At 72.3% G+C, this 14,141-nt stretch carries 13 protein-coding genes; 10 read left to right on the top strand and 3 right to left on the bottom strand.

The features are described from left to right. Nucleotides 1–3 precede the first annotated feature (3 nt). Entirely contained in the window at nt 4–1,863 is a 1,860-nt protein-coding gene (locus tag WMF34_RS22285; RefSeq protein WP_437994483.1) for a response regulator, read from the bottom strand. A gap of 203 nt (nt 1,864–2,066) precedes the next feature. After that, nucleotides 2,067–3,065 carry a ferritin-like domain-containing protein gene (locus WMF34_RS22290; RefSeq protein ID WP_437994484.1) on the bottom strand — a complete coding sequence of 333 codons (999 nt, stop codon included), beginning with the start codon at nt 3,063–3,065 and terminating at the stop codon, nt 2,067–2,069. A 333-nt stretch (nt 3,066–3,398) separates the two neighbouring features. On the opposite strand from WMF34_RS22290, the gene WMF34_RS22295 reads away from it, so the two are divergent. Together WMF34_RS22295 and WMF34_RS22300 are read left to right on the top strand one after the other, a co-directional pair. Then, nucleotides 3,399–4,958 carry an HAD-IG family 5'-nucleotidase gene (locus tag WMF34_RS22295; protein ID WP_044965488.1) on the top strand — a complete coding sequence of 520 codons (1,560 nt, stop codon included), beginning with the start codon at nt 3,399–3,401 and terminating at the stop codon, nt 4,956–4,958. Between the two features lie 49 nt (nt 4,959–5,007). Then, on the top strand, nt 5,008–5,331 hold the full coding sequence (locus WMF34_RS22300; protein ID WP_012236944.1) for a hypothetical protein: 324 nt from the start codon (nt 5,008–5,010) through the stop codon (nt 5,329–5,331). Nucleotides 5,332–5,362: 31 nt separating this feature from the next. On the opposite strand, the gene WMF34_RS22305 is transcribed toward WMF34_RS22300, so the two are convergent. Then, nucleotides 5,363–6,217, bottom strand: a complete 855-nt coding sequence (locus WMF34_RS22305; RefSeq protein ID WP_012236945.1) for an SUMF1/EgtB/PvdO family nonheme iron enzyme — start codon at nt 6,215–6,217, stop codon at nt 5,363–5,365. A gap of 85 nt (nt 6,218–6,302) precedes the next feature. On the opposite strand from WMF34_RS22305, the gene truD reads away from it, so the two are divergent. The 8 genes from truD to WMF34_RS22345 all read left to right on the top strand — a co-directional run bounded on the left by truD (nt 6,303) and on the right by WMF34_RS22345 (nt 13,986). Beyond that, nucleotides 6,303–7,565 carry a tRNA pseudouridine(13) synthase TruD gene (truD, locus tag WMF34_RS22310; RefSeq protein ID WP_437994485.1) on the top strand — a complete coding sequence of 421 codons (1,263 nt, stop codon included), beginning with the start codon at nt 6,303–6,305 and terminating at the stop codon, nt 7,563–7,565. 59 nt (nt 7,566–7,624) lie between these two features. Further along, complete coding sequence (locus WMF34_RS22315; RefSeq protein ID WP_012236947.1) at nt 7,625–8,392, top strand: MotA/TolQ/ExbB proton channel family protein; 768 nt, start codon at nt 7,625–7,627, stop codon at nt 8,390–8,392. Beyond that, nucleotides 8,392–8,895: an ExbD/TolR family protein gene (locus tag WMF34_RS22320; RefSeq protein WP_012236948.1), complete on the top strand. Its 504-nt coding sequence runs from the start codon at nt 8,392–8,394 to the stop codon at nt 8,893–8,895. Before WMF34_RS22315 ends, WMF34_RS22320 begins: the two co-directional genes overlap by 1 nt. 19 nt (nt 8,896–8,914) lie before the next feature. After that, on the top strand, nt 8,915–9,934 hold the full coding sequence (locus WMF34_RS22325; protein ID WP_437994486.1) for an energy transducer TonB: 1,020 nt from the start codon (nt 8,915–8,917) through the stop codon (nt 9,932–9,934). 68 nt (nt 9,935–10,002) lie between these two features. Further along, the gene (locus WMF34_RS22330; protein WP_012236950.1) at nt 10,003–10,476 is read left to right on the top strand and encodes a cyclic nucleotide-binding domain-containing protein; all 474 of its coding nucleotides are present in this window, start codon (nt 10,003–10,005) and stop codon (nt 10,474–10,476) included. Nucleotides 10,477–10,592: 116 nt separating this feature from the next. Continuing rightward, nucleotides 10,593–11,270, top strand: coding sequence for a hypothetical protein (locus tag WMF34_RS22335; protein WP_157906836.1), 678 nt, complete (start codon nt 10,593–10,595; stop codon nt 11,268–11,270). 257 nt (nt 11,271–11,527) lie between these two features. Continuing rightward, nucleotides 11,528–12,967: an amidophosphoribosyltransferase gene (gene purF, locus WMF34_RS22340; RefSeq protein ID WP_012236952.1), complete on the top strand. Its 1,440-nt coding sequence runs from the start codon at nt 11,528–11,530 to the stop codon at nt 12,965–12,967. A gap of 32 nt (nt 12,968–12,999) precedes the next feature. Then, nucleotides 13,000–13,986 carry a hydroxymethylglutaryl-CoA lyase gene (locus tag WMF34_RS22345; RefSeq protein WP_012236953.1) on the top strand — a complete coding sequence of 329 codons (987 nt, stop codon included), beginning with the start codon at nt 13,000–13,002 and terminating at the stop codon, nt 13,984–13,986. The last annotated feature ends 155 nt before the right edge of the window (nt 13,987–14,141 follow it).

Genomic DNA, 14,141 nt, shown 5'->3' on the forward strand with positions numbered 1-14,141 from the left:
GGCTCACCGGAACCCCCGCTTCTTGAGCTCCGCGGCGAGCGACGACTGCACGCGCTCGACCTCCCGGCCGATGGCCCGCACCGCCTCCGTCGCGCTCTCGAGCGTCCCCGCGCGCGCCTCGCGATCGAGCCGGGCGCAGAGCTCCTTCAAGCTGGAGGCCGCGAGCGCGTCGGCGCTCTCGTAGAGCGCCCAGGCGAGCCGCTCGAGCTCGCCGAGCGCGCCCTGCGCCGCGGCCTCGCGCATCGAGGCCACCCGGGTCGGGGCCTCCGTGAGGAAGAGCTGGATCATCTCGGTGACGAGGTCGGGCTCGACGGCGCGCAGCCCGCCCCGCGGCCGCGAGGAGGCGGGCTGGCCGCGCTTCGACGTCGGCGGGGGCGAGGGCGTGACCAGGGTCGGCGGAGCGAGGTCCACGCTCGGCGGCGCGCCGTCGGGGTGGGCGGCCTCGTACGCGCCGGACCGCGACGCCGCGCCGGGAGGCCGCCGCCCGCGATCGGGCTCGTCCTGCCTCGGCGGCTTGGACGAGGCCGTCCCCCGCGGCGACCTCGGCGGGTGCGCGCGCGCCCCGGCGGACACGTGCTCCGGCGGCAGCCCTGCGAGCAGCCGCAGGCTCGAGTGCAGCTGCGCGCGCCGGATCGGCTTGATGAGCACGGAGTCGACCTCGGCGCGGCTGGGCGCCTCCCTGCCGGCGTAGGTCATGAGGCCGACGCGGACGGGCGCGATCGCGGGGTCCGCCTTGATGCGCTGGAGCAACCTCAGGCCGTCGAGATCGGCCAGCTCGAGGTCGATCAGCACCATGTCGTAGGCGGCGCCGGCGTCCGCCGCCTCGCGCAGCGCGGCCAGGGCGGCGGCGCCGCTGCCCGAGGTGCGGCACGCGAGCCCGAGCTCCTCGCTCAGCTTTCGCACCACCTGACGCACCGAGCCGCTGTCGTCGACAACGAGCACCCGCTTCCCGGGCAGGTCGATGCGCGGGATGAGCGCGCGCTCCGCGCCGCGCGCGCGCCGCTCGAACGGCAGCGCGAACGAGATCCCATGCCGGCGCGCATCGATGTCCGCGGGCTCGCAGAGCTCGCCGCCCATCGCGACGACCAGGCGCTTCGCGACGGCCATGCCGGACGCCACGCCGAGGTCCCGCCCGGACGCAAGCCGCGCTCGCCCGCCGGGCGCGCCCGCTGCCCCCGGCGCCTCCGCGCCGTCCGCGCGCCCTGCGCCGCCGACGAGGCGCACGTCGAAGCGCACCCGCGCGCGCGCTCGCTCGGGCGCACCGTCGAGCCTGCCCCTCACCTCGTCGTTGCGGGCCGCGTCCAGCGCGGCGCGCACCAGCACCTCGCCTCGGGGCGCCGCGCCGATCGCGGTCGCCACGACGTTCAGCAGGATCTGCCGCATCCGCGCGGCGTCGCCGCGCACCGCCGCCGGCACGTCCGGCTCGACGTCGAGCACGAGCTCCGTCCCCTCGTCATGCGCGCGATCGCCGAGCAGCTCTGCCGCGTCCTCGATCGCCCGCCGCAGATCGAAGTCGGCGTGATCGACGTGCGGCCCACGGCCGTCCGGCTGGCCGAGCGAGATGAGATCGTCGACCATCGAGAGCACCGCGTCGCCGCTGCTCCGGATGCGCCGCGCCCAGGCGCGCTGCTCCGGGTCGAGCTCGCTGTCGAGCAAGAGGCTGCTGAATCCGACGATCCCGCTGAGCAGCGTCCGGATCTCGTGCCGCATCTGCGCGACCGCGCTCGCCTCACCCTCCTCGGGGACGAGCGCCCATGGCCGCGCGGCTGGCTCCTGCGGCGTGAGCGCGCGCTCCGCGGACTCGCTGCTCCTCGTGCCGGGGCTGCTCTCTGGACCGCTCCGGCGCTGCTCTTTGCCTGCCATCGACGCCCCGCCACGCCGTGGTCGCCCGCCCCACGCGGACCCCACGACGCCGGAGCTTCGAGTGTACTGCTTACAATGCCCCGGAGAGAAGCTCGCCGTGCGCGCCGCGACGACCGCTCGGCGCCGTGCGCGCGCCAGGCACGCGCGATTTGCGCGTCATTTGCGCGTCATTTGCGCATTATTTACGCGTCATTCACGCAATGTCAGCGTCCGTCAGCTCCCGCGCTCCGCGCCACGGCGGGGGCGCTCGGCGGCGTTTCCCACGGTTCGCGAGGCCCATGGGGGCGACGCGCGTCCCCGAGCGCCGTCACGACGACGCGCTCGCGATCGACCGCCGCCTCCGCCGAGAGCACGCTGACGGCCGACGGGTCCTCGGACGACGCGAGCGCGCGCCGGCTGTGCCCGAACAGGCGCAGGAGCAGCTCCGGCGGGGCGAAATCGAGGTCGCTCTCGTGGACGAAGAGCCGCCCGAGGTGCTCGGCGTAGGCGCTGGCGAGCACCTGGAAAGGGATCCTGTCGAAGGCGAGCGCGCGCCGGCGGCTCGCTGCCGCCGACCCGAGCAGCGCCGCGAAGAGGGTCGTGTAGATGGCGCGGAGCCTGATCCGCATCGAGGCCGGGCTGCGCTTCAGGGCCTCGCGCAGGAAGTGGACGTTGAGCGGGACGTGAAACGACTCGTCGCGCGTCAGGATCGTCAGCATCTGGCGCACCGCCGGGTACCGGGCTTCCCGCAGCGCGAGGCGATAGGTCGTCGAGCCGATGGTCTCGAACATGAGGTTCGTGAGCACGATCGTCTCCACCCGCTTCGCGCGGCCGTACAGGCGATAAAAGGTGCCGGTGACGCGGCCCATGGGCCGGACCTCGCCGCCGATGTGCGCGAGGAACTTCGTGAGCAGCTCGCGGTGCCACCCCTCCTCGTCGCCGTAGAGCCGCAGGCACTCGCCGAGCTCGGGGTCCCAGGCGCTCACCTCGTCGGCCAGCGCATGCGCCTGCATGAGGCCGGACTCCTCGGCGCGGAACGCGGCGTTGAAGAAGGCGATCGCCGCCTGGCGCTCTCCCTCGCTCTCCCACGGGATCGGCCGGGAGAGGTCGAGCTCTTCGTCGTACATCCGCTCCGCGCGGCGGCGCAGCATGCTGAGCCACCACGAGGTGGCGCGCTGGACGGGGGGCTTGCGGGAGATCGGCTGGGACGCTGCAAAAAGCATCGGGCAAGGACCCCGTCGGTGACGGATGAGGAGCCGTCTCCTCGATCGCACACGACGGGACGGGACGGGCGGCACCATAGCGCAGTTGTTCAGCGCGGCGCACCCGGGTGCGCCGCGCGCCTGAGCGCGCGCCGCGGGCGGAAGGCTGCTCGGGGGCGACGGATCCCTGCGCGCTCGCCTACGCGCTCGCCTACACGCTCGCCTACACGCTCGCCTACACGCTCGCTCGACGGGCCCACGGGCGGCGCCGGGCGGACGACCCCGGGGGGCATCGGTCGTCGCCCTGGCGCGCTTTGTACGCCCCTCCGGGTGGGATACCATAGTCGACCCACTGTGTTCTTCGAGCAGCTCGAGCTCCCCCTCGGAGGGCTCTATCCCCAGACCGAGCCCACGCGCATCCCACGGACCCGGCGCGTCTTCGTCAACCGCAACCTCAAGCTGGCGGGGATCGACTGGGTCGGCTTCGACATGGACTACACCCTGGCGATCTACAACCAGACCGAGATGGACAACCTCTCGATCCAGGGGACCGTCACGAAGCTCGCCGCGCGAGGCTACCCCGAGGAGATCCTGCGGCGCCTCCGCTACCCGATCCACTTCCCGATCCGCGGCTTGCTGATCGACAAGCGCTTCGGCCACGTGCTCAAGATGGACCGGTTCAAGGTGGTCCAGCGCGGGTACCACGGCCTCCGGGAGCTCACGAAGGACGAGCTCCGGTCGCTCTACCAGCACCGGAAGATCCGGCCGAACACCGCCCGCTACCACTGGATCGACACGCTCTACGCGCTGAGCGAGGCCACGCTCTACGCCGGCATCGTCGACGCCCTCGAGGAGCGCGGCGTCGCGCTCGACTACGCGCGGCTGTTCACCGACATCCGCGAGTGCATCGACGAGGCGCACCGGGACGGCACCATCCTCGACGTCGTCCTGTCCGACCTGCCGCGCTTCGTCGAGCGCGATCCGAACCTGGCGCAGACGCTCCACAAGTTCCGCTCGGCGGGCAAGAAGCTCTTCTTGCTCACGAACTCGCGCTGGCCGTTCACCGAGAAGATGATGACGTACCTGCTCGGGGACGCGATGCCGGAGTACCCGAGCTTCCGGCACTACTTCGACGTCATCGTCGTCGCCGCGCAGAAGCCGGCGTTCTTCCAGGAGCGCCGCCCGCTCCTCATCCGCGACGGCGCCGAGCCCCGCCCCGCCACGGCCCCGCTCGAGCGCGGCGCCATCTACGAGGGCGGCAACCTCAACGACTTCGAGAAGTTCCTGAACATCTCCGGCGACCGGGTCCTCTACGTCGGCGATCACATCTACGGCGACATCCTCCGCTCCAAGAAGGAGAGCGCGTGGCGCACGGCGATGATCATCCAGGAGATGGAGGCGGAGGTCGCCGCCCACGAGTCGTGCCGCCGCGAGCACATGGAGAGCGCCCTGCTCGAGGGGCGCCGCGAGGAGCTCGAGGACCAGCTGCGCTTCTACCAGCAGCGCTACAAGGACCTCACCCGCAAGATCGAGGAGGAGCAGCAGAGGAGGAACGGCGCCACCAACGGGGGCGGAGCGCCGCTGCTCGCGGAGGCGAACGGCGAGCACGTCCAGATCGACTACGCGACGTCGTTCTACGAGGCCGAGCGGGGCCGCACCAAGCGCGCGGTCGAGCGCATCCGCGGCCAGCTCCGGGCCGTCGACGCGGAGGTCGGCAAGCTGGAGCGCGAGATCGCCCGCCGCTTCCACCCCTACTGGGGCTCGCTGCTCAAGGAGGCGAACGAGACGTCCAGCTTCGGCGATCAGGTCGAGGAGTACGCCTGCATCTACACGTCCCGCGTCTCGAACCTGCTCGCCTACTCGCCGCTGCAGTACTTCCGGAGCCCGCGCGACCTGATGCCGCACGAGCTCTGATCGCCGAGGCCTCCGCGCCGGTGCGCGGGCGCCGCATGAGGAGATCGCCATGAGCATCGCCCGCCCCCGCCCGCTGTTCGTCGCGCTCGTCGCCCCCGCCCTCCTCGTCGCCGGCTCCGCCGGCTGCGGCAAGCGGGCCTGCTTTCACTGGACCGAGCTCGAAGGGGCGTGCCCGTCGAGCGACGAGGCGCGCGTGTTCTTCGAGAACCCAGGCTGCGTGAGCTCCATCGACTCCATCGACAGCGAGGCGGATTTCGACGGCGAGCTCTGCTGCTACGACGTCACCACGGTCGACACCGGCGACGAGGAGTGCACGACGCAAGGGCCCATGTCCGGCAGCGCCGGCGGCGGACGCCCCCCCATCCCCAAGTAGCCTGGGGGCGCAGCGCGCGGCCTGCGCCGCGTCACTTGCAGCAGCGGAAGCCGGTCGAGTAGTCGTGGTATCCGCGCGCGTGCGCGGTGGTCTTGTACTCGCAGCCGTCGCCGTGCTTGGCGCTGTCGAGGTAGTAGCCGCCGCGGAAGGTCCCGCGCGGCGCGCTCGTCCACTCGTGCAGGTTGCCCACCATGTCGTGGACGCCGAAGCTGCTCTTGCAGCGGCGGAACGCGCCCGAGGACGCCAGCGTGCCCGGGAGCTGGTTCAGGCGGGCGTCGTTCATGTTGGCCCACGTGAACGCCGACTGCGGGGCCTCGCCCCCCTGGCCGAAGTAGCGGTTGAACGACGAGACGCCGCTGTCGTTGCAGGCGCCGCGCTCCCGCTCGCGTCCGTAAGGGAACACCGTGGCGCGCTTGCCCTTGCACGCGGTGACCCACTCGTCGTCCGTGCAGAGCCGCTTGCCGGCGTTCTGGCAGGCCGCCTCGGCCTGATCCCGGCTGATGTACGCCTGCGGCTTCACGCCGCGCCGGCTCACCGCCTTCACCTTCAGCTTGCCGACCGGCTCGAACGGCGAGTGCCGGCGCTTTCCGCCGCCGGAGAGCAGCTCGACGGTGCTCGCCTCGAAGCGGTCGATGCAGAACGTCCCGCGCACCGAGGCCATCCCCGCGGGGCACGCGGCGCGCGCGGCGGCGGCCGTCCGGGGGCTCGGTAGCCCGAGGACCGCGAGGCCGAGCGCCGCGACGCCCGCGACGAAGGCCGGCGAGCGCGCGAACGACAGGGCGGGCCGGCGCGCGGGGGGGTGAGACGGGAAAGGGGGTCGCATCGCGGAGAGGCCCAGGCCCGGGGCGAGCTCCTGGCCATAGCCGATCCCCGGCGCGGCGGGCAAATCGCCGCAGCTGGCGGAGGCGGGCCCGGGCGCGCGCGCTGCGGGCGCTGGACGAGCGGGCGATTTCGGTCACGCTGGCGCTCCCATGACAGCCACCGACCCGCCCGCCGCCGGCGCCACGGCCGCGGGCTCGCGCGGCGACCTCCCCGCGCCCGCGGGCTCGCCCGGCGATCTTCCCACGGCCCTGCTCCGGAGCTCCCCCGCCGACTTCATCGTCGAGGAGCTCCCCGCTTACGCGCCGAGCGGCCGCGGTGAGCACGTGTTCGTGACCTTCCGCAAGACGGGGCGCACCACGCTCGACGCGGTCCGGGCCATCGCGCTCGCGCTCGGGGCCGACCCGGGCGGCGCCGGCTTCGCCGGCATGAAGGACCGGCACGCGATCACCACGCAGACCGCATCGTTCCAGCTCCCCCTCGCGCAGGATCCGGCGCCCCTGCTCGAGAAGGCCGAGCTGCCCGGGATCGAGGTCCTCGCGGTCGCCCGGCACGACAACAAGCTCAAGCCGGGCCACCTCCTCGGCAACCGGTTCCGGATCGCGCTCCGGGGCATCGCTCCCGCGGCGCTCCCGCTCGCCGAGCGCCGCCTCGCCGAGATCGGCCGCGCCGGCGTGCCGAACGCGTTCGGGCCCCAGCGGTTCGGGAGGAACGGCGACAACCCCGAGCGCGCGCTCGCGTGGATCGCGGGCCGGGAGCGCGGGCCCCGGGACAAGCGCGAGCAGCGGCTGCTCTTCTCGGCGCTCCAGTCGCTCTGGTTCAACGAGGTGCTCGCGCGCCGCGAGGCGGACGGCACCTGGAGCACGGTGCTCCCCGGCGATCTCGCCAAGAAGCGCGACAGCGGCGGGCTGTTCCTCGTGCCGCTCGAGGGCCCGGAGCTCGCGGACGCCGAGGCGCGCGCCGCCGCGCTCGCCATCTCGGCGACGGGCCCGATGTTCGGCCGGAAGATGCGCTGGCCCGAGGGCGCCCCGGGCGCGCTGGAGCGCGAGGTGCTCACCGCGGCGATCGGCGACCCTCGCAGGCTCGACGCGTTCGCCCACGCCGGAGAAGGCACGCGGCGCCCGCTGCGCCTGGAGGTGGACGGCCTCGAGGTATCCACCTTGGACGCGGCCGCCGGGGAGGCGGCGGTGAGCGCCACGACGCCAGGAGCAGCGGACGATCCGGATGTACGGCACGGAATCGTCGCCTCGTTTGTGCTACCGAAGGGCGGCTACGCGACGACCGTCCTTGGGCGAGTCTTCCGGCTCGTCGACGCCTCCGCCCCCCGGCCCTCCATCGGCAGGCCGGGGGCGGGCAGCGCCCCTCCTCCGGAGGAGGACGAAGTCGAGGAAGGGCAGCCCGCCGTCGACCCGTAGATGATCTTCGAAGCGCGGCTCCCCCCCACCCCCCCATCGGAAAGGCACCAAGGAACAAGATGAACCTCGTCGAGTGGCTGCAGCGCATCATGGTCGGATTCGGGGCCGCCTGGGTCATGTGGTTGATGATCGCCCTCAGCGTCGTCTCGGTCGCCATCATCCTGGAGCGCGCCTGGTTCTTCTGGTCGCTCCGCGACGATCTCACCGTCCTCGCGCGGGACCTCAAGACGTCCCTCGACGACTCGATCGAGGCGGCGCGGCGGCGGATGGACGCCTCGCCCTCGGCCGAGGCGGCGGTCGTCGCGGCCGGCCTCGCGGTGGCGCACCAGGGGCCCGAGGCGGCCGAGGAGGCCATGGCCGGCGCCGCGGCGCTCCAGCGCATGAAGCTCGAGCGGCGCCTCGCCTACCTGGGCACGCTCGGCAACAACGCGCCGTTCATCGGGCTGTTCGGCACCGTCATCGGCGTCGTCGGCGCCTTCGACGCGCTCGGCCAGGCGGCGAAGACGCCGGTGGCGCAGGCGACGTCGCAGGCCATGGCGCCGCAGGCGGTCATGTCGAGCATCGCCGAGGCGCTCGTCGCGACCGCGGTCGGCCTCGCGGTCGCCATCCCTGCGGTCGCCGCGAACAACTTCTTCCAGCGCATGATCAAGTCGACGCTCGCCAACACCGAGGCGCTGACGCGCGTCCTGCTCGCGCACCTCAAGATCGATCCGGCGTTCGCCGGGGCCGCGCCCGCCGCCGCCGTCGAGCAGCCGCGCGGCAAGGCCGCGAGGGCGTCGCGGCAGGACGAGCACAAGAAGGGCGGCGCGGGCGAGGAGGAGCGCTGATGGCCGCCACGAGCCGCAACGACGATGACGAGATGATCAGCGGCATCAACGTCACGCCGCTCGTCGACATCACCCTCGTCCTCCTCATCATCTTCATGGTGACGGCGAAGATCATCGTCTCGCAGTCGCTCCCCCTCGACCTGCCGAAGGCGGCGCAGGGGCAGGAGGTGCAGCTCATCTTCGGGCTCGAGCTGCACGCGAACGGCGACACGCTCGCCGACGGCAAGAAGCTCGCGAGCGAGGACGCCATCCTGCCGATCGCGCGCGAGGCCCAGGCGAAGAACCCGGAGCTCCGCGCCGTGATCCGCGCCGACACGACGGTCCCGCACGGCCGCGTGATCCGCGCGCTCGATCTGCTGAAGCAGGCCGGCGTCTCCAAGATCGCGTTCGGCGTGACGCCGATCGCGCCCGAGGCCGGCGCGGCCCCGGGCACGGCGCCGGGTTCCCCCGCCGCGCCTCCCCCGGCAGCCCCCGCGCCCGCAACCCCGAGCCCCGCGCCGTGAGCGCGCCGAGCGAGACCTTATGAGCCAGGCCACGAGCGATCGCGCCGCGGGGGCGGTCCACGACGGGCGCCGCCGGGGCAAGCGCAGCGGCGCTGAGCCCGGGGGCGCCCTCGATCCCTCGGCCCCCCTCGCCTCGCCGGCGCCTGCCCGCGCCGGTGATCGCCGGCGCAGCGCGGATCCGCTCGCCGCGGTGCTCGCCCTCGGCGACCGCGCGTCGCGCGTGGGCGCCTTCCTCGGGGTCACGCTGGCGGTCACGAGCCACGGCGCGGCCTCGGCCCGGGCCATCGTCTCGGGGTCGCTGCGCGACATGCGGCACGTGGTCGAGGAGATGCGCACCGGCATCCACGACTACCTCTGGGCGATCTACGAGGTCGACATCCCGCCGCCGAAGGTCGAGGCGCCCAAGCCGCCGGAGCCCGAGCCGCCGCCGCCCGCGCCCGAGCCCGAGCCCGTCCCCAAGGTCGCGCCGCCTCCCCAGGCGAACACCCCGCCGCCCAAGGACGACCCGTACGATCCACCCCCGGCCGCCGCCGAGGCATCGAAGGTCCTGACGAAAGAGCCGGATCCGGACGAGGTCCTCGACATGACCGATCAGGGGATCGCGAGCGGCGAGGGGCAGGGCGTCGGCTACGGCCAGGTGGCCGGCGCGGGCACGGCGAAGACCCCCACGTTCAACCCGAACGCGAAGGTCGGAGGCGTCGGCGGCGGCAAGGGAACGGGCGACCCCGTCCCGCCCCCGCCCCCCGCAGGGCCGGACCGCTCCGCGCCGCCCGGGCTGATCGGCAGCAGCAACTGGAACTGTCCTTTCCCTCCGGAGGCCGACGTCGACCAGATCGACCAGGCGAAGGTCGTCCTCATGGTCACGGTGCGCCCCGACGGCAGCCCGCTCTCGGTCAAGGTCGTCAGTGATCCTGGCCACGGCTTCGGTCGCTCCGCGCGGATGTGCGCGCTCGGCCGCCGCTACAACCCCGGCAAAGATCGCTCGGGCGCTCCGATCGCCGCCACGACGCCGCCCATCACGGTGACGTTCACGCGCTAGCTGCTCGCCGCGAGCTCCCTTTAAATTCGCTCCGCGCCCTTCGCCTCGGTTATCCTCATCGGCGGCTTGTGATCGTCCCCGAACGGATCGAGCAGCTCTCGAAGGTCCCCCTCTTCAAGGGCCTCACCCCGGCCGCGCTGGAGCTCATCTCGCGCGTCGCGAGCGAAGAGACGCACGCCCTCGGCACCAAGATCTTTCAGCACGGGGATCCGGGCGACAAGCTCTACATCCTGCTCGAAGGCAAGGTCCGGATCAGCCGAGAGATCGCCGGGATCGGCGAGGAGGCGCTCGCGGTGCTCGGCCCTGGCGCCGTGTTCGGCGAGATGGCGCTGCTCGACGAGGCCCCCCGCTCCGCCGACGCGCGCGTCCACGAGCGCTGCCGGTTGCTCACCGTGTCGAAGGACGCGTTCGAGGACCTGCTCTTCCTGCACAAGGAGCTCGCGTACGAGGTCCTCTGGAACGTCGTCCGGATGCTCGTCCAGCGGCTCCGCGAGACGAACAACAAGCTCACGTTCCTCTCCGTCTCAGGCAAATTCGAGTAGAGTGCCGGCCAGATCGCCCGGCGACCGTGGGAGCGCGCCTGCGCGGCGCGGCCTGCCGCACGGGGGGCGGCGTTCGGCTCGAACTCAACGTTCCTTGGAGGACTATGGCAGCCAGAATGAAGCACGCAGCGCTCGCCCTCGCGCTCTGGATGGGCGCCTTCGCGGGGGCCTGTGGCCCCAGCACGCCGCCGCCCGAGACGGCGGCCGACAAGAACGACTTCGACGGCGAGTCGAGCCCGGACGAGGGCAAGGCGACCGCCGACGCCGAGGGCGCGAAGCCGGAGAAGGCCGCGGAGGCGCACGAGCACGAGGAGGAGCACGAGGCTCCCGCCAAGTCGACGCCGATCCAGGCGACCAAGTTCGAGGCGGATCTGAAGAAGATCGGGATCAACCTCAAGAAGATCCCCGAGCTCGAGAAGCTCCCGGCGGGGCAGAAGAAGAAGGTGATGCCGCTGCTCCAGAAGGCGCTCGGCTACGACACCTGCGAGGGCTGCCACGTCGAGGGCGACTTCAAGAAAGAGACGCGGGACATGAAGATCGCCCGCGAGATGTGGCGCAACTTCGTGGTGCCGCTCCGCAGCGAGAGCGGCGGAACCCTCTTCTGCGACAGCTGCCACGCCGGGAACGAGCACGTCCTGAACCGCAAGGACAAGAAGGCCCTGCAGGCGTTCATGGAGGAGGAGTACGAACACAAGCTTTCTCGGGCGAACAAGGAGGACATGGAGTGCGGCACGTGTCACGGCGACGCCATGGAAACCAAGATCATCGAGAAACTCTGGAACATCCCGAAATGACGGGAGCCGCCTGGACGACGCGCGAGGCGCCGATCCAGCAGCGGGGCACGACGGAATCCGGCGAAGCCTCATCACCCTGCCCGCCGGACGCTAGTTAGCTGCCTTACATTTCAGCAGGAGCGGCCTCGTGGCCTGCCTGCGCTCCGATCTCGCACCAGCGTCCACTTCCATCCTGCGCCGGCGCTCGGCCGCCTCATCCTCGACGACAGATCGCCATGACGGTGGGTCATGCACCGTTTTCGTACTAGATAGGCGGCATGTGCGGTGTGTTCGGAATCTTTGGCCACCCCGAGGCGGCCAACATGGCCTACCTCGGGTTGCACGCGCTCCAGCACCGAGGGCAGGAATCCGCGGGTATCGTCAGCAGCGACGGGGAGCGCCTCTTCGGTCACCGCGCCATGGGGCGGGTGCAGTCCGGCTTCTCACCGACCGATCTCGCGACGCTGCCCGGCGATCGCGCCATCGGCCACGTCCGCTACTCCACCGCGGGCGGCTCGCACCTCAAGAACGCGCAGCCGCTCGGGGTCGACTACGCGCGCGGCTCGCTGGCGGTCGCGCACAACGGCAACCTCACGAACCATGAGGCCCTGCGCGATCGGCTCGAGGCGCGCGGCTCGATCTACCAGACCGCGAGCGACACCGAGTCGATCGTCCACCTCATCGCGATGAGCAAGAAGGAAGAGCTGCGCGACCGCATCGCGGAGGCGCTCACGCAGGTGGAGGGCGCGTACTCCCTGCTCTTCCTGACCGAGCGCGAGCTCATCGCCGTGCGCGATCCGCGCGCGATCCGGCCGCTCTGCCTGGGCGAGATGGCGAGCGGGAGCGGCGTCACCCACGTGGTCGCGAGCGAGTCGACGGCGTTCGACCTCATCGGCGCGCGCAAGGTGCGCGACGTCGCGCCGGGCGAGATGCTGATCATCAGCGCCGACGGGGTGCGCTCCGAGTTCCCCTTCGCGCAGGAGCCGCGCAAGCTCTGCATCTTCGAGCACGTCTATTTCGCCCGGCCCGACTCGACCATCCAGGGCGTGAGCGTCTACGAGGTCCGCAAGGCGTTCGGCCGGCGCCTCGCCGCCGAGCAGCCGGTCGAGCCCGGCGACGATCTCGTCGTGATCCCCGTGCCCGACTCGGGCGTGCCGGCGGCGATCGGCTTCGCCGACCGCGCGCGCGCCCCCTTCGAGATGGGGCTCATCCGCAGCCACTACGTCGGCCGCACGTTCATCGAGCCGCAGCAGTCGATCCGGCACTTCGGCGTCCGGCTCAAGCTCAACCCGAACCGGGCGGTGATCGAGGGCAAGCGGGTCGTCGTCATCGACGACTCGATCGTCCGCGGGACGACGAGCCGGAAGATCGTCAAGATGATCCGCGACGCCGGCGCGCGCGAGGTGCACGTCCGCATCTCGAGCCCGCCCACGCGATGGCCCTGCTACTACGGGATCGACACGCCCACGCGATCGGAGCTCATCGCCTCGAGCCACTCGGTGGACGAGATCTCCAGCTACCTGACGGCCGACAGCGTCGGGTACCTCTCGCTGGAGGGCCTCGTCGAGAGCGTGCGGTCCCTCGAGGCGCGCGCCGGGGACGCCTCGGGCGCGCGGCCGTCGGCGGAGAGCTACTGCCACGCGTGCTTCTCCGGGAGCTACCCGATCCCCTTCACGCCGGCCGCGCCGAACCGGCAGCTACGGATGGTGAGCGGTTGACGCTGCCCCGCTCCGGCGCCGAGGGTCCTCCGATGACCGAGGGGACCGCCGATCACGAGAGCGCGGATCGCGCCGCGGCCTCGGCGCCGCTGTTCGCCCGCGTCGCCGACGAGGTCTCGATCTACGAGGTGAGCCCGCGGGACGGGCTCCAGAACGAGTCGGCGATGATCCCGATCGAGGGCAAGCGGCGGCTCATCGCGGCGCTCGTCGGCGCCGGCCTCCGCAGGATCGAGATCACGAGCTTCGTCTCGCCGAAGTGGGTGCCGCAGCTCGCCGACGCCGAGGAGCTCGCGCGGACGCTCCCGGCGGAGCGGGGCGTGACCTTCAGCGCCCTGTGCCCGAACGCGCGCGGCCTCGAGCGCGCGCTGGCGGTGGGCCTGCGCGAGATCGCCGTCTTCCTGAGCGCGAGCGAGGCGCACAACCGCGCCAACATCAACAAGTCGATCGACGACACGCTCTCGGTGTTCTCGGAGATCGTCCCTCCGGCGCGCGAGGCGGGCCTCGCCGTGCGCGCCTACGTCTCGACCGTGTGGGGCTGCCCGTACGAGGGCGACGTCGACCCTGCCCGGGTCGTGCGCATCGCGGAGCGGCTCATCGACCTCGGCTGCTACCAGGTCTCCCTCGGCGACACGATCGGCGTCGGCACCCCGCGGCAGACGCACGACATCGTCCGCCGCTTCCTCGACGCGATGCCGCCCGAGCGGTTCGCGCTGCACCTTCACGACACGCGCGGCACGGCGCTCGCGAACATCCTGGTCGGCCTGGAGCTCGGGGTGCGCGACTTCGACGCGTCGGTGGCGGGCGTCGGCGGCTGCCCCTACGCGCCAGGCGCGGCGGGCAACATGGCGACGGAGGACCTCGTGTTCATGCTCCACGGGATGGGCGTCCGGACCGGCGTCGATCTCGACAAGGTGATCGAGGCGGGGAACGTCGCCGAGCAGGTCATCGGCCGCCCGCTCCCGGGCAAGGTCCACCGCGCCGGCCCGTTCCGGCTCCGCCGCCAGCCGACCCGGGACTGAGCGCGGCCCAGCGGGCGCATCTTCGTGCGCTACGGGCTCATCCGCGTCGTTCGGCTCGCTGCGGCGTACTTTCGTACGCCTCACTCGCCTGCCTAGCGGCTGAGCCCGTAGCGCACGAAGCTGCACCCGCTGGAGGCGGACCAGCGGGGCGCCGG

It is taken from the genome of Sorangium sp. So ce145 (assembly GCF_051525985.1).
Lineage (GTDB): Bacteria > Myxococcota_A > Polyangia > Polyangiales > Polyangiaceae > Sorangium > Sorangium cellulosum_B.